Annotated in this window: 12 protein-coding genes; 7 read left to right on the top strand and 5 right to left on the bottom strand. The window is 71.3% G+C overall.

Going from position 1 to position 15,847, the window contains the following annotated elements; genetic code table 11:
• The first annotated feature begins 11 nt into the window (after positions 1 to 11).
• Positions 12 to 2,708 (top strand): magnesium-translocating P-type ATPase, encoded by a 2,697-nt coding sequence (gene mgtA / locus KGA65_RS01350; protein ID WP_225861343.1) that lies wholly within the window; start codon positions 12 to 14, stop codon positions 2,706 to 2,708.
• Positions 2,709 to 2,717: 9 nt separating this feature from the next.
• Here the strand turns inward: mgtA and recQ are convergent, their stop codons facing one another.
• On the bottom strand, positions 2,718 to 4,601 hold the full coding sequence (recQ, locus tag KGA65_RS01345) for a DNA helicase RecQ (protein WP_225861342.1): 1,884 nt from the start codon (positions 4,599 to 4,601) through the stop codon (positions 2,718 to 2,720).
• A gap of 61 nt (positions 4,602 to 4,662) precedes the next feature.
• Here recQ and KGA65_RS01340 point away from each other — a divergent pair, with 61 nt between their 5' ends.
• Positions 4,663 to 5,157 (top strand): cupin domain-containing protein, encoded by a 495-nt coding sequence (locus KGA65_RS01340; RefSeq protein WP_225861341.1) that lies wholly within the window; start codon positions 4,663 to 4,665, stop codon positions 5,155 to 5,157.
• On the opposite strand, the gene KGA65_RS01335 is transcribed toward KGA65_RS01340, so the two are convergent.
• Complete coding sequence (locus KGA65_RS01335; protein ID WP_225861340.1) at positions 5,136 to 5,558, bottom strand: hypothetical protein; 423 nt, start codon at positions 5,556 to 5,558, stop codon at positions 5,136 to 5,138. The genes KGA65_RS01340 and KGA65_RS01335 overlap by 22 nt on opposite strands.
• A gap of 49 nt (positions 5,559 to 5,607) precedes the next feature.
• Positions 5,608 to 6,696 (bottom strand): YeiH family protein, encoded by a 1,089-nt coding sequence (locus KGA65_RS01330; protein WP_225861339.1) that lies wholly within the window; start codon positions 6,694 to 6,696, stop codon positions 5,608 to 5,610.
• Between the two features lie 109 nt (positions 6,697 to 6,805).
• Between KGA65_RS01330 and KGA65_RS01325 the strand changes: the two genes are divergently transcribed.
• From KGA65_RS01325 to KGA65_RS01305, 5 genes are all read left to right on the top strand, one after another.
• Positions 6,806 to 7,744 (top strand): LysR substrate-binding domain-containing protein, encoded by a 939-nt coding sequence (locus KGA65_RS01325; protein ID WP_225861338.1) that lies wholly within the window; start codon positions 6,806 to 6,808, stop codon positions 7,742 to 7,744.
• 76 nt (positions 7,745 to 7,820) lie between these two features.
• Positions 7,821 to 8,351 carry a single-stranded DNA-binding protein gene (ssb, locus tag KGA65_RS01320; RefSeq protein ID WP_225861337.1) on the top strand — a complete coding sequence of 177 codons (531 nt, stop codon included), beginning with the start codon at positions 7,821 to 7,823 and terminating at the stop codon, positions 8,349 to 8,351.
• Between the two features lie 181 nt (positions 8,352 to 8,532).
• A complete protein-coding gene (locus KGA65_RS01315; RefSeq protein WP_225861336.1) occupies positions 8,533 to 10,512 on the top strand; it encodes a sigma-54-dependent Fis family transcriptional regulator in 1,980 nt (659 codons plus the stop codon).
• Between the two features lie 221 nt (positions 10,513 to 10,733).
• On the top strand, positions 10,734 to 12,359 hold the full coding sequence (locus KGA65_RS01310; protein ID WP_225861335.1) for a flavin-containing monooxygenase: 1,626 nt from the start codon (positions 10,734 to 10,736) through the stop codon (positions 12,357 to 12,359).
• Between the two features lie 19 nt (positions 12,360 to 12,378).
• Entirely contained in the window at positions 12,379 to 13,566 is a 1,188-nt protein-coding gene (locus tag KGA65_RS01305; protein WP_225861334.1) for a serine hydrolase domain-containing protein, read from the top strand.
• 48 nt (positions 13,567 to 13,614) lie between these two features.
• Here the strand turns inward: KGA65_RS01305 and KGA65_RS01300 are convergent, their stop codons facing one another.
• Together KGA65_RS01300 and KGA65_RS01295 are read right to left on the bottom strand one after the other, a co-directional pair.
• Positions 13,615 to 14,313, bottom strand: coding sequence for a fumarylacetoacetate hydrolase family protein (locus KGA65_RS01300; protein ID WP_225861333.1), 699 nt, complete (start codon positions 14,311 to 14,313; stop codon positions 13,615 to 13,617).
• 68 nt (positions 14,314 to 14,381) lie between these two features.
• The gene (locus KGA65_RS01295) at positions 14,382 to 15,791 is read right to left on the bottom strand and encodes a sigma-54 interaction domain-containing protein (protein WP_225861332.1); all 1,410 of its coding nucleotides are present in this window, start codon (positions 15,789 to 15,791) and stop codon (positions 14,382 to 14,384) included.
• Positions 15,792 to 15,847: the final 56 nt, after the last annotated feature.

Genomic DNA, 15,847 nt, shown 5'->3' with positions numbered 1-15,847 from the left:
CCACCCGTTCCATGCCGTCTTCTTCCGCCCGCCCGCGGGGCGTGTTCGCGCGCTTTCTGCACCGCCAGCATGGCAGCCACCGTTTCCGCCGCCTGCCCTGGTGGGGCCACGCGGTGGGCGGCCCGGCCCACCGCCAGGCCGCGGCCCAGGTCGGTGGCTCACTGCGGGGCGCGGCGCGGCTGGCCCCCGAGGCCGCGCTGGCGCACTGGCACAGCAGCGCCGAGGGCCTGACCGAGGCCCAGGCCCACCGGGTGCGGCACCGTTGTGGCCCCAACCAGGTCGGCACCGAAGGCCCGCTGCCCTGGCCGCTGCACCTGTGGCAGGCCTACCGCAGCCCGTTCAGCCTGCTGCTGACGGCGCTGGCCATCGTCTCCTGGCTGACGCAGGACCTGCGCTCGGCCGTGGTGATCCTGGCCATGGTGACGCTGGCCACCGGCATGCGCTTCGTGCAGGAACGGCGCAGCAACCGCGCCGCCGACGCGCTGAAAGCCATGGTGAGCAGCCAGGCCACCGTGCTGCGGCCCGGCCACGGTCCGCAGGAACTGCCGATGGCCCAGCTGGTGCCGGGCGACGTGGTGACCCTGTCGGCCGGCGACATGGTGCCCGCCGACGCCCGCGTGCTGTCGGCCAAGGACCTGTTCATCAACCAGGCCGCGATGACCGGCGAGAGCCTGCCGGTGGAAAAGCACACCGACATCCATGCCGAGGTGAGCGACCCGCTGACGCTGGACAACCTGGTCTTCATGGGCACCAACGTGGTCTCCGGCTCGGCCACGGTGCTGGTGGTGGCCACCGGGCCGCACACCTTCTTCGGCGCGCTGGCCGGCCACGCCGCCAGCACCGAACGCCCGCCGACCCAGTTCGAGGCCGGCATCAACCAGGTCAGCCGCCTGCTGCTGCGCTGGATGGCGGTGATGGTGCCCGCGGTGCTGCTGTTCAACGGCTGGGGCCATGGCAACTGGCTGGAGGCCTTTCTGTTCGCGCTCTCGGTGGCCGTCGGGCTGACGCCCGAGATGCTGCCGATGATCGTCACCAGCACGCTGGCCAAGGGCGCGGTGGCCATGGCCAAGCGCCAGGTCATCGTCAAGCGGCTGGACGCGATCCAGAACCTGGGCGCCATGGACGTGCTGTGCACCGACAAGACCGGCACACTGACGCAGGACCACATCGCGCTGTCGCACGCCACCGACGCCCGGGGCCGGCCTGACGACGGGCCGCTGCGCTGGGCCTGGCTCAACAGCCAGCACCAGACCGGCCTGCACAGCCCGATGGACCGTGCCCTGCTGGCCCGCAGCGACCTGGGCAGCGATTGCGCTGGCTGGCGCAAGCTCGACGAGGTGCCGTTCGACTTCCAGCGCCGGCGCATGTCGGTGGTGCTGCAGCCGCCCGATGGCGGGGCGGCCCGGCTGATCTGCAAGGGCGCGGTGGAAGAGATGCTGGCCTGCTGCAGCGCCGTCACCGAGGACGGCGCCCCCCAACCCCTGACACCCGAACGGCTGGACACCATCCGCGCCGCCGCCGACCACCTGAACGGCGAAGGCCTGCGGGTGGTCGCCGTGGCCTGGCGCGAGGTGCCGGCCCAGGGGGCCTACCACGTGGCCGATGAAACCGGGCTGACGCTGGCCGGCTTCGTCGCCTTCCTCGATCCGCCCAAGGACAGCACCGCCCCCGCGCTGCAGGCCCTGGCCGCGCACGGCGTCACCGTCAAGGTGCTGACCGGCGACAGCGATGCGGTGACGCGCAAGGTCTGCGCCCAGGTCGGCCTGAACGTCACCGGGGTGCTGCTGGGGCCACAGGTGGCCGCGCTGGACGACACCGCGCTGCAGGCCGCCGTGCGCGAGGCCAATGTCTTCGCCAAGCTGGCGCCGCAGGACAAGGAGCGCATCGTCCACGCCCTGCGCGCGCAGGGCCATGTGGTGGGCTTCATGGGCGACGGCATCAACGATGCGCCGGCCCTGCACGCGGCCGACGTCGGCATTTCGGTCGACACCGGGGTGGACATCGCCAAGGAGGTGGCCGACATCATCCTGCTGGAGAAGAGCCTGCTGGTGCTGGATGCCGGTGTGCTGGAAGGCCGCAAGACCTTCGCCAACATGCTCAAGTACATCAAGATGGCGGCCAGCAGCAACTTCGGCAACGTGCTGTCGGTGCTGGTGGCCAGCCTGCTGCTGCCCTTCCTGCCGATGCTGCCGATGCACCTGCTGGTGCAGAACCTGCTCTACGACTTCAGCCAGGCGGCGGTGCCCTTCGACCGGGTGGATGCCGACCTGCTGACCCAACCGCAGCGCTGGAACCCGGACGAGCTGGGTCGCTTCATGCTGACCTTCGGGCCGATCAGCTCCATCTTCGACCTGGCCACCTTCGCGCTGATGTGGTGGGGCTACGGCGCCCAAAGCCCGGCGCAGCAGACGCTGTTCCAGAGCGGCTGGTTCGTCGAAAGCCTGCTGACCCAGACCCTGGTGGTGCACCTGATCCGCAGCCCGCGCCTGCCCTTCATCGGCAGCCGGGCCGCGCCGGCTCTGCTGACCACCACCGGCGCGCTGGCCCTGCTGGGCCTGTGGCTGCCGCAAGGGTCGCTGGGGCCCTGGCTGAAGCTGCAACCCTTGCCGGCCAGCTACTTCGCGGTGCTGCCGCTGCTGCTGCTGGGCTACATGGCGCTGGTGCAGTGGGCCAAGCGCGGGTGGGTGCGCCGGCACGGCTGGCAGTGAGCGCCGGGTTCAGCCCGGCAGCTCCTCCAGCACGCGCAGGATCTGGCGGCCGTAGGCCTCCAGCTTCTTGGCCCCCACGCCGCTGACCTGGCCCAGGTCGTCGAGCGAGGCCGGCGCCTGCTCAGCCATCTGGCGCAGCGTCGCATCGGTGAAGACGATGTAGGCCGGCAGGTTGTGCTCGCGCGCCACCTCGGCCCGCCAGGCCTTGAGGGCGTTGAAGCGGACCAGCCCGTCGGCGTCCAGCGTGGCCACGGCCTGCGGCAGGCTGCGCGCCGTTCCGGCGCCACCGCGGGTACGGCGGCCGCGCGGCGTCGGCGCCTTGGGTTCACGCAGCTCAATCTTCACCTCGCCGCGCAGCACCGCGCGGGCGCTCTCGGCCAGCGCCAGCGTGTTGTACTCGCCCTCGCTGCGCACATGGCCCAGCGCGATCAGCTGGCGGATCACGCCGCGCCACTGGGCCTCGCTGAGCTCGCGCCCGATGCCCCAGGTGGAGAGCGCCTCGTGGCCACGCTGGCGGGTCTTTTCGGTGGACTGGCCGCGCAGCACGTCGATCAGGTGGGCGGTGCCGAAGCCGAAGCCCGAATGCTGGTGGCAGCGGTAGATGCACGACAGCGCCATGCGCGCCGCCTCGGTCGCATCCCAGCGGGCCGGCGGCTCCAGGCAGTTGTCGCAGTTCATGCAGCGCCAGCCCTCGGGGCGCTCCTCGCCGAAGTACTGCAGCAGGCGCACGCGCCGGCAGTCCAGGCTCTCGCACAGCGCCAGCAGGGCGTCGAGCTTGCCGCGCTGCAGGCGCTTGAAGTCGTCCTCGGCGGTGCTCTCGTCGATCATGCGGCGCTGGTTCACCACATCGGCCAGGCCATAGCTCATCCAGGCCTGGGCCGGCTCGCCATCGCGCCCGGCGCGGCCGGTCTCCTGGTAATAGCCCTCGATGTTCTTGGGCAGGTCCAGGTGGGCCACAAAGCGCACATCGGGCTTGTCGATGCCCATGCCGAAGGCCACGGTGGCCACCATCACCAGCCCGTCCTCGCGCAGGAAGCGGTCCTGGTGGCGGCGGCGCACCTCGGCGTCCAGGCCGGCATGGTAGGGCAGCGCGGTCACGCCCTGCTCGCACAGCCAGTCGGCGGTGTCCTCCACCTTCTTGCGGCTCTGGCAGTAGACGATGCCGGCCTCGCCCGGGTGCTCGTCCTGCAGGAAACGCAGCAGCTGCTGGCGGGCGTTGTCCTTCTCGACGATGGTGTAGCGGATGTTGGGCCGGTCGAAGCTGCTGAGGTAGGTGCGCGCCTCCTGCAGCGCCAGCCGGCTGACCATGTCCTCGCGGGTCAGCGCGTCGGCGGTGGCGGTGAGCGCCACGCGCGGCACGCCGGGGTAGCGCTCGGCCAGCAGGCCCAGCTGCAGGTAGTCCTCGCGGAAGTCGTGGCCCCACTGGCTCACGCAGTGCGCCTCGTCGATCGCGAACAGGCTGAGCTTGCCGCGCTCGTAGAGCGAATCCAGCATGGCCAGGAAGCGTGGGTGGGTGATGCGCTCCGGCGCGGCGTAGAGCAGCACCAGCCGGCCCGAGAGCAGCTCGCGCTCGACGTGCTGCACGCCCTCCAGGTCCAGCGAGGAATTGAGGAAGGCCGCGTGCACCCCGGCTTCTTCCAGCGCGCCGACCTGGTCCTGCATCAGCGCGATCAGCGGGCTGACCACCACCGCCACGCCCTGGCCGGCCCGGTGGCGGGCGATGGCGGGGATCTGGTAGCACAGGCTCTTGCCGCCCCCGGTGGGCATCAGCACCAGCGCGTCGCCGCCGGCGATCACCTGCTCGACGATGGCGGCCTGGTGGCCCCGGAAGGCGGTGTAGCCAAAGACTTCCTGCAGGATGTCGAGAGGTTCGGTCGAGAGCGAGGCGGGCATCGCCCGAGATGGTACCCGCCCACGGGCTATGCTGGTCGGCCTTCCCTTGCCAGGAGCCCCCATGGACGCCGCCACCCTGCGCCAGCGCCTGATCCGTTCCATCGACGACACGCTGGCCAGTCCCCAGGCGCAGACGCTGTCGCGCCCGCCGCTGTACCAGTCGCTCTTTGCCGGTCTGTCCGACGGCACGGCCGCGCAGCAGCTGGGCTGCGCCGTGGACGTGGTGCCGCCCGGCCAGCAAAGCTGCCCCTACCACCTGCACCACGCGCAGGAGGAGATGTTCGTGATCCTCGCCGGCCAGGGCACGCTGCGCGTGGCCGGCGAGCGGCTGCCGGTGAAGGCCGGTGACGTGATCTTCATCCCTGCCGGGCCGGACTACCCGCACCAGCTGCTCAACACCTCGGACGCGCCGCTGAAGTACCTGTCCATCAGCACGCAGCAGAAGCCCGAACTGTGCGAGTACCCCGATTCCGGCAAGGTGATGGCCTGGGCCCCCGGCGTGAAGCTGCTGCAGCGCCCCGCCGACGCGCTGGACTACTGGGACGGCGAGCCCTGACGGGTGGCCACCGCCCCACCCGCCACGCACTGGCCCAAGCCAAGGTCGCAATGGGCCCCGGGGTCGGGCAGCACCTGGCAGATGGACATCCGCCCGGAGGCCGCCAGCGCCGCCTTTTCCTGCGCGGTGACCTGGGCGGCCAGCGCCTGCAGTTCCGCCTCGCGGTTCACCCGCGTGGACCAGACCAGGTAGCGGGACGGCCCGCCACAGGCCCGGGCCCCGACCGGCAGGGTGCGGCACTGGCTGTCCGCGGTGCAGCGGGGCGCGGCGGTCAGCGTCTGCAGTTGCGCCAGGGGCGACAGCGGCTCGGGCGTGGCCGTGGCGCAGGCTGACAGCCCCGCCAGCAGACCCAGGATCGGCCACCCGCGGGTGGCGAAGGACGGAAGGTGCGCGGTCAGCATGGCCAGGAGGGAACGCCGTGGGTGGGCCCCCACTGTAGCGATGTCCGCCTCAGCCGCCCAGCAGCTCGACGCCCCGCGCCAGCAGCGCGCCGCCCCCCACCAGCCAGACCCACAGCAGCGTGCCCAGGGCCAGCGGGCGCAGACCCGCCGCGCGCACCCCGGCCCAGCGGGTGGCCAGACCCAGCGCCGCCATGGCCATCGCCAGCATCACCGTGCCCGCCTGGCGGGCGACCGATTCCAGCGGTGCTGGCAGCCAGCCGGTGGAATGCAGCCCCACCATGGCCAGAAAACCCCAGGCGAACCAGGGCGTGTGGCCGCCCCGGCGGGCCGCGGCCGGACCGTCGTGCCGGGCCAGCCAGCGCGAGGACAGCAGCAGCAGGAAGGGCGCCAGCAGCATCACCCGCACCATCTTCTCGATCACCGCCACGCCGGCGACGTCGGCCCCCATGGACCGCCCGGCCGCCACCACCTGGGCCACCTCGTGCACCGTGGCGCCCAGGTACAGGCCCAGGCCGGTGCCGCCCTGGGGCAGCAGGGCCCAGTGGGCCGCCACGTCGCCCAGCACCGGGTAGAGGAAGACCGACAGCGTGCCGAACAGCACCACGGTGCTGACGGCCACCGTGGCCTCGCCGTTGCGGGCCCGCACCACCGGCTCGGTGGCGATGACCGCGGCGGCGCCACAGATGGCGCTGCCTGCACCGATCAGCAGCGCGGTGGGCCGGTCCAGCCCCAGCCAGCGCGGGCCAACCCAGGCCGCCAGCGCGAAGGTGCTGCTCAGCATCCCGACCGCCAGCAGCACACCGCTGAGACCGACATGGGCCAGGTCCTGCACCGTCAAGCCCAGGCCGAACAGCATCACACCGGCCCGCAGCAGCCGCTGACGCGACAGCGCGGCGCCCTGCTCAGCCGGCGCCAGCCAGGGCTGCGGCAGCCCGTTGCCCACCCCGATGCCCAGCAGCAGCGCCAGGGTCAGGGTGCCGATGCCGTGGTGCTCGAACACCGGCCAGTGCCCCACCCGCAGCGCGACGGCGGCCAGCCCCGCGCACAGCGCCAGCCCGGCGGCGTGCTGCAGCAGCCAGCGGCGGCCATGGTGCAGGCGCCCGGGCGACAGGGGCAGGACAACAGGGGTGGACGGCATGGACAGCTCCTGACAGAACAGCGATGCGCCAGTGTTCCGGCCCCGGATCAACCCGTCCAACAGATTGTTTTCGTTATATCAATCGACGCAATCGTTATAAAGTGCCGCGATGGACGTGCTGCACCTCACCCTGCGCCAGCTGCAGATCTTCGTGGCCGTGGCCCGCAGCGGCAGCACCACCGCCGCGGCCGAGACCATCGCCCTGTCCCAGTCGGCCACCAGCGCCGCGCTGCAGGAGCTGGAGCGCCTGCTGGCGCTGCGCCTGTTCGACCGGGTGGGCAAGCGCCTGCTGCTCAACGACAACGGCCGCGCCCTGCTGCCCCGGGCCGAGGCCCTGCTGGCCGGCGCGGCCGACGTGGAGCGGCTGGCCCGCGATGCCGACGCCCAGCGGGGCGCGCTGCGCATCGGCGCCAGCCTGACCGTGGCCGACCACGCCCTGCCGCCGCTGCTGGCCGCCTTCCTGGGCGAGCGCCCGCGCACCGCCCCGCACTGGGCCACCGAGGTCGCCGTGGGCAACACCGCGCAGATCTGCGCCCAGGTGGCGGCCTTTGAACTGGACATCGGCCTGATCGAAGGCCCCAGCCACGAACCCACCTTGGTGGCCCAGCCCTGGCTGGAGGACGAACTGGTGGTGGTCGGCACCCCGGCGGTGGCCGCCACCCAGGGCGCCAGCCTGGCCGCGCTGCGCGAGGCGGTGTGGCTGCTGCGCGAGGCAGGCTCGGGCACGCGCGAGGTGAGCGACCAGGCGCTGGCGCCGCTGATCGGCCCCTACCGGCGCCGCATCACGCTGGGCAGCAACGAGGCGCTGCGCCAGGCCGCGCTGGCCGGCCTGGGCCTGGCCTGCCTGTCGCGCCACGTGGTGGCCGACGCGCTGGCGCGCGGCCAGCTGCAGACGGTGGCGGCCCCGCTGCCGCGCATCAGCCGGCAGTGGCACTGGGTCTGCCCCGCCGGGCGGCTGCCCACCCCGGCCCTGGCGGCGCTGATCGCCCTGCTGCCCTCGGTCACTCCCGTCCAAACGGGGATGGCCGAGGGGGCCGATCGGCGATAATCTCGCCCCTTCAGCGACGGGATTTCGGGGCCTCTGCTGGCCCCGCCCCCGCCCGTCCCCACAGGAGAGCCCCACCTTGGCCAGCGTCAACAAAGTCATCATCATCGGCAACCTGGGCCGCGACCCGGAAGTGCGCTACACCCCCAGCGGCGCGGCCGTCTGCAACCTGCGCCTGGCCACCACCCGCAACTGGAAGAACCGCGAATCCGGTGAACGCCAGGAAGAAACCGAGTGGCACTCGGTGGTGCTGTACGACCGCCTGGCCGAGATCGCCGGTGAATACCTCAAGAAGGGCCGCCCGGTCTACATCGAAGGCCGCCTGAAGACCCGCAAGTGGCAGGACAAGGACGGCAACGACCGCTACACCACCGAGATCGTGGCTGAAACCATGCAACTGCTGGGTGGCCGCGACAGCATGGGGGGCGGTGGCGAATCCGGCGGCATGGATGAAGACATGGGCGGCGGCAGCGGCGGTGGCGGCAATTACAGCCGCCCGGCCGCCCGCCCGGCCGCCCCGCCACGGGCCCCGGCCCCGGCCCCTGCCCCGCGCCCGGCCCCGAAGTCGTCCACCGGCTTCGACGACATGGACGACGACATTCCGTTCTGAGCGTCCTGCGCCCCCTTTTGACGGCCGGCCCCCGGACTGTCCCAATTGCGGGACAGCCGTGGCCCCGCTCTCAGGGATCGGGCTGGCTTGATCCTGCGCAGGTGTTCCGCTCCAATCGGCGGCGAGACAACTGACGGCGGGGTTCCCACCCCGCGTCTGGACCGCAGAAAGGGGGCTCGCCATGAAGCCCGATGCCAGCCCCTATGTGGGCTTCCACAAGGACTTGCGTGGCGTGCGCAGCCTGTGGGAACGCTTCCATGCCGGCACGATCTCGCTCGACGAGCACCGGCCGCCCTACCACGCCTTGCTGCTGGACGAATGGCAGCGCTGCAGCGCGCTGGGTGTGGACGTCGCGATGACCCGCGGCCGGTTGCTCACCCCCGAGGAGTTCCGCCGCCGCCAGGAGGCTGAACTCCTGCTGCTGGACACCTCGGTGCCCATCGTGCAGGAGGTCAGCAACTTCCTGGTCGACGTGCCGGGCATCATGATCCTGGCCGAGCGCACCGGCACCGTGCTGCACATCACCGGCGACCCGGCGGTGCGCGAGCGTGCGGCCACGCGCTCGGGCATCGTCGAAGGCTCGCAATGGAACGAGCTGACCGCCGGCACCAATGGCGTGGGCACCGCGCTGGCCAAACGGCAGCCGGTGCATGTCCTGGCCGCGGAACACTTCTGCGAGGGCTGGCACACCTGGTCCTGCGCGGCCACCCCGATCTTCGATGCCGATGGCCAGACGGTGCTGGGCATCGTGGACTTCACCTCGATCGAGGCGGACTTCCGCGATCAGGCCCTGGGCCTGACCGTCTCGGTGGCCAACTCCATCCAGGCCCGCATGGCCCTGCACCGCGAGCTGGAGCGCCGGCTGCTGCTGACGGCCTTCAGCGATGCCACCCGCCAGTATCCCCATGACGACCTGCTCGCGCTGGATCCCACGGGACGGCCAGTGACCCACACCCCGACAGAGCGCTGTCGGCAGCTGGCGGCGCGCTGGCCATCGCCCACGCCGGAGGTGCAGGCCCAGGTGCGCGACACCCTGCCGGTGAATGCCCCCAGCACGGGGGCGCCGATCGGCAGCGTGGTGGTGCTGGCCAAGCCGGCGGGCTACCAGAAGGTGTTCCGCACGGACCCCACGCCGCTGCACACGGCGGCCCCGACCGAGGCGGGCCAGCCGGTCACCCGCTTCGGCGACTTCGTCTCCTGCGATCCGCAGACCCGGCGCATGTTGGAGGATCTGCAACGCATCGCGTCCGCGGACGTGAACCTGCTGATCATCGGCGAGACCGGCACCGGCAAGGAGCTGCTGGCCCGCCATGTGCACGCCTGCAGCCCGCGCCGCCAGCAACCCTACCTGGCCATCAACTGCGGCGCGATCAGCGAGCACCTGATGGAGAGCACCTTCTTCGGTTACGTGAAGGGCGCGTTCTCGGGTGCCGACCCACGCGGCCGGGCGGGCTACTTTGAAGCGGCGCAAGGCGGTACGCTGTTCCTGGACGAGGTGGGCGAGCTGCCGCCGGCCATGCAGGCCGCGCTGCTGCGCGTGCTGGAGGACGGCAGCTACCAGCGGGTGGGCGCCTGCGAGCCCTGCCGGGCCCACTGCCGCATCATCGCCGCCACCCACCGCAACCTGGAACAGCTGATCGCCGAAGGTCGCTTCCGCCGCGACCTCTACTACCGGCTGAAGGTGGCGCACCGCACCATCCGCCCGCTGCGCGAGCGGCCCGGTGATCTCGCGCTGCTGATCGCGCAGTTCACGGAGGCGATGCGTCGCAAGCATGGCCTGAGCTCGGTGCAGGTGACGCCCGAGGCGATGGCCGTGCTGCAGCGCCACGCCTGGCCCGGCAACGCGCGCGAAGTGCGCAACACCATCGAGGCCGCGGTGCTCTGCTCGAACGGCACCCTCGACGTCGATTGCCTGCCGCCCGAACTGCTGACACCCACGACCTCCGCCACCGCCCCCCTGCCGTCCACCGGCGAGGGCATGGCCTCGGTGCGCGACTACGAGCGCCAGCTCATCGTCGGCATGCTGCGCCAGCACCGCAACATCAGCCAGGTGGCTCAGGCCCTGGGCCTGTCCCGCTCCACGCTGTACCGCAAGTTCACCGAACTGGGCATCCAGCAGGCCGAGTTCCTCGGCACCGACAGCCCGACGCGGCCGACCTGAGTCCGGCACGGCCCGTCCCATGCGCGGGACAGGCTGTCCGGACAGCGCGCGCCACGGGCCGTGTCACCGGCCCGCCACGCCCTCCTTCTGTGCCGTTTTCGACCAGTGCCCCCGGGGAAAACCCCGCGGCCGGCCCTGGCCCGGGGCTTGCGCTGCATGGACCTGCCGGGGCCTGGCCACCGGCACGCACCATCCCCTCAGAGGACTTGAAGGAGACAGCCATGAACGCCATCAGCGACCTTCCCGTAACCCGCCTGGACGCCGCCGTGATCGGCGCCGGCGTGGCCGGCCTGTACCAACTGCACCGCCTGCGCGAGATGGGCCTGAACGTGCGCGCCTACGAGACCGGCTCCGGCGTCGGCGGCACCTGGTACTGGAACCGCTACCCCGGTGCACGCTTCGACTCGCAGGCCGAGATCTACCAGTACTGGTTCGACGAGGCCATGTACAAGGCCTGGCAGCCCAGCGAGCGTTTTCCGGCCCAGCCCGAGACGGAGCGCTGGCTCAACTGGGTGGCCGACCGCATGGACTTGAAGAAGGACATCCAGTTCGACACCCGCATCGACAGCGCCCATTTCAACGAAGCCACCCAGCGCTGGGACCTCACCACCCGCCAGGGTGAACGCATCGACGCGCAGTACCTGGTGTGCTGCATGGGCATGCTCTCGGCCCCGCTGACGGACCGCTTCCCCGGTCAATCCAGCTTCCAGGGCCAGATCGTCCACACCGCGCTGTGGCCCCGGGAAGGGGTGGACCTGAAGGGCCAGCGCGTGGCCGTCATCGGCACCGGCGCCACCGGCATCCAGGTGATCCAGACCATCAAGGGCGAGGTCGGCGAGATGACGGTCTTCGTGCGCACGCCGCAGTACATCATCCCGATGCGCAACCCCCAGTACAGCGCCGAGGACTGGGCCGGCTGGGGCGAGCGCTTCCATGAGCTGAAGCAGCGCGTGCGCAGCACCTTCGCCGGCTTCGACTACGACTTCGACGCGCCGCCCTGGGACACGCTGACGCCGGCCGAGCGCGAGGCCGTGCTGGAGCGGTTGTGGGACGACGGCTCGCTGTCGCTCTGGCTGTCCTCCTTCCCGGAGATGTTCTTCGACGAGGCCGTCAGCGAGGTGGTCTCCGAGTTCGTGCGCCGCAAGATGCGCGACCGCCTGCGGCACGACCCGGCGCTGTGCGAGCTGCTGATCCCGACCGACTACGGTTTCGGCACCCACCGCGTGCCGCTGGAGAACGGCTACCTCGAGGCCTATCTGCAGGACAACGTGCACACGGTCAACTGCCGCCAGACGCCGATCGAGCGCATCGTGCCCGAGGGCATCCAGACGGCCGATGGCACGGTCCATCCGTTCGACGTGATCATCATGGCCGTGGGCTTTGACGCTGGCTCCGGCGCGCTGACGCGGGTGGACATCCGCGGCCGCGGCGGGCGCTCGCTGAAGGAAGAGTGGCAGCAGGAGATCCGCACCGCGATGGGGATGCAGATCCACGGCTACCCCAACCTGTTCAGCACCGCCTCGCCGCTGGCCCCCACCGCCGCGCTGTGCAACATGACCACCTGCCTGCAGGCCCAGGTGGACTGGGTGACCGACTGCATCGCCTACGCCCGCGCGCAGGGCAAGCAGGTGATCGAAGCCACCCGGGAATTCGAGGATGCGTGGGTGGCCCACCACGACGAGACTGCCAACAAGACCCTCGTCGTGAAGACGGACTCCTGGTACATGGGCTCCAACGTCGAGGGCAAACCGCGCCGGCTGCTGTCCTACATCGGTGGCGTGGGCAACTACCACCGCCAGTGCGACGAACAGGCCGCCCAGGGCTACCCCGGCTTCGCGATGCAATGACCCCAAGGAGACCGTTCCCATGACCCACCACACTCTCCAGACCGCCCTGGACGGCCTGCTGCACCAGAGCGTGCACCGCCACGGCGGTGTGCCCGGCGTCGTCGCAATGGTGACCGACCGCCTGACCGAGATCTACGCCGGCGCCGCCGGTGTGCGCGAGTGGGGCCAGGAGGCCCCGATGACGCTGGACACGGTGTTCGCGATCTTCTCCACCACCAAGGCCATGACCGCGACGCTGGCCCTGCAGCTGATCGAGGAAGGCCGGCTGAACCTGGCCGACCCGGCCGGCGACTATGTGCCGGAGATCGACGCGCTGCAGGTGCTCGACGGCTTCGATGCCGACGGCCAGCCGCGGCTGCGCCCGCCCAAGCGCCGGATCACCATCAACGACCTGCTGCTGCACACCTCGGGCCTGTGCTACGAGTTCTTCAGCGAGGACGACCTGAGGTTCCGCACCGCGCGCGAGATCCCGACCATTGTCTCCAGCACCTTCGCGTCGATCCGCACCGTGCTGCTGCATGAGCCAGGCGCCGCCTGGACCTACGGCGTCAACCTCGACTGGCTGGGGCGCGTCATCGAGCAGCTGCGCGGCGCGCGCCTGGGCGAGGTGATGCGCCAGCGCCTGTTCGACCCGCTGGGCATGGTCGACATCGGCTTCCAGATGAGCCCGTCGATGAAGACCCGGCGCGCGGTGATCCACGACCGCGCGGCCAACGGGGCGCTCACCACGCTGCCCGATCTGGTGCTGCCCGACCCGCCGCCGATGGACATGGGCGGCCACGGCCTCTATGCCACCGTCGGCGAGTACATGAAGTTCATCCGCATGGTCCTCAACGGCGGCCTGGGCCCGCACGGCCGGGTGCTGAAGGCGGAAACCGTGGACGCGATGGCGGTGGACGGGCTGCGGACGCTGGGCCTGTCGGTGGGCGGCTGGACCACCTCCATCCCTCCCCTGTCCAACAGCGGCGACTTCTTCCCTGGCACCCCCAAGGGCTGGGGCTACAGCTTCCTGATCAACCGGGAGCGCACGCCCTCCGGCCGCACACCGGGCTCACTGATGTGGGCCGGGCTGGCCAACAGCTACTTCTGGATCGACCGCACGGCCGGCATTGGCGGCTACTGGGCCACGCAGATCCTGCCCTTCCAGGACGCGGTGTCCTACCCGGGCTTCGTGGAGTTCGAGACCACGGTCTACCACCACCGCTGAGGCGCGGCGGGGCGGCCCGGGCGGTGCGCCAGGGCCGCCTGCCTCCGCTCACTCGGCCGCGCCGAGCGTCAGGGCGATGCGGCCCACGCCCTCGATCGAGCCTTCCAGCACATCGCCCGCCACCACCGGGCCCACGCCTTCGGGCGTGCCGGTGTAGATCAGGTCGCCCGGCTGCAGGTGGTAGTACTGCGACAGGTGGGCGATGATGGCCGGCACGTGGTGGATCATCAGCGAGATGTCCGAGGACTGGCGGGTCTGGCCGTTCACCCGCAGCTCGATCGCAGCCCGGAACGGATGGCCGATCACACTGGCCGGGGCGATGGCCGACAGCACGGCGGCGTTCTCGAAGTCCTTGCCCAGGTCCCAGGGACGCTGCTTGTCCTTGGCGGCGTTCTGCAGGTCGCGCCGGGTCATGTCCAGGCCGCAGGCGTAGCCGTAGACATGCGCCAGGGCCTCGCCTTCCGGGATGCGAAAGCCCGCCACGCCGATGGCCACCACCAGCTCCATCTCATGGTGCAGGTTCTTCGTGCCCGGCGGGTAGGGCACGGTGCGGCCCGAGGCCACGTAGTCCTCGGAGGCCTTGTTGAAATAGAACGGCGCCTCGCGGTCGGCCACCGAGCCCATCTCTTTGGCATGGGCCTCGTAATTGCGGCCCACGCAGAAGATGCGGCGGATCGGAAAGCCTTCTTCCAGACCCTGGATGGGGGCCACGACCGGGGCGGGAGCGGGAAAGATCAGGGATGACATGCGTGCGTTGTCCAGCAGAGGTAAACCAAGTCGGGCGCCAAGCATAGCCCGCGGGCCGAGCCCTTGCTTCAGTCCGGGTCGGCGCCGTCCGGAGCCAGGGTCTTGAGCTTGCGGTAGAGCGTGCGCACGCTGATGCCCAGCGTGGCGGCCAGGGCCTCGCGGCTGCCCGGGTGGGCCTGCAGCGCGGCGCGCAGGGCCTGCGCCTCGGCGGCCCGCAGCGAGGCCGGGGGCCGCCCGCGGTCTGCCCCGCTGCCCACCGGGGCCGGGGCGCTGAGGGCCGGCAAGGGCGGCTGCGGGGCGGAGCGGCGCAGCAGGCCCACCGAGAGGGCGCGCGCCACCGTCGCCGCGGTGATGTGGTCGCCATCGCTGAGCAGCACCGCCCGCTCCAGCACATTGCGCAGCTCGCGCACATTGCCGGGAAAGGGGTGACGGGCCAGGGCCTGCACCGCGTCCCGGTCCAGCGTCATCGCCCGCCCCGGCGCCACCCGCTCCAGCAGCGCCGTGGCCAGCAGCGGGATGTCGCCCTGGCGCTCGCGCAGCGGTGGCAGCGCGATCGGGAAGGTGCTGAGCCGGTAGTACAGGTCCTCGCGAAAGCGGCCCTGCGCCACCAGGGCCGACAGATCGCGGTGGGTGGCCGAGACCAGCCGCACGTCGGCATGGCGCAGCTCGGTGCTGCCCACCCGGCGGTAGGTGCCGCTCTCCAGCAGGCGCAGCAGCTTGACCTGCATCGCCAGCGGAATGTCGCCCACCTCGTCCAGGAACAGGGTGCCGCCGCTGGCGGCCTCGATCAGGCCCGCCCGGGCCATGTGGGCGCCGGTGAAGGCGCCTTTCTCGTGGCCGAACAGCTCGCTCTCGAACAGGCTCTCGGTCAGGCTGGCGCAGTCCACCACCACCCAGGGCTTGCTGCCGCGCGGGCTGCCTTCGTGCACCGCCCGGGCCACCAGTTCCTTGCCGGTGCCCGATTCGCCCAGCAGCAGCACGCTGGCCTCCGAGGGCGCCACCCGCGCCACCAGCGCCAGCATCTCGCGGAAGGCGGACGAGGTGCCGATCAACCCCTGGCGGGCCGGCATGCCCCGCGCCAGCGGCAAAGGCTCCATCTTCTCGATGTAGAAGACGGGCTGCCCCTGCGCATCGCGCAGCGGCACCAGCTCGATGTTGACGTAGGCCTCGCCCTGCGGCGTGTGGTGCAGGTGCAGCACGCGCTCGCGCTGGCCGCTGCGGCGCGACTGCGCCAGCGGGCAGCTCTCGCCGGCCTGGTCGCAGGGCACGCTGAAGTGGTGGGAGACCTCGTAGCAGGTGCGCCCGATCACCGAGCCGCGCGGGCTGAACTGCGCGCGGTAGGCCGCGTTGGCCGCGACGATGCGGTACTGCCGGTCGAACAGGATGTGCGGCTCGGGCAGCCCTTCGATGAAGGACACCAGCTCGGGCAGCACCTCGTGGCGGACCGCCGGCTTCACGGGCAGGGAATCGGAACTCATCGAGGGCGCCAGGTGTGACAAGAACTGCCAAAGACTATGCCACGGATGGCAGATCC

The organism is Ideonella benzenivorans (genome assembly GCF_020387415.1).
Taxonomy (GTDB): domain Bacteria; phylum Pseudomonadota; class Gammaproteobacteria; order Burkholderiales; family Burkholderiaceae_C; genus Ideonella; species Ideonella benzenivorans.
Note: the sequence above shows the minus strand (reverse complement) of the source record. Positions and strands in the feature narration are given on the sequence as shown.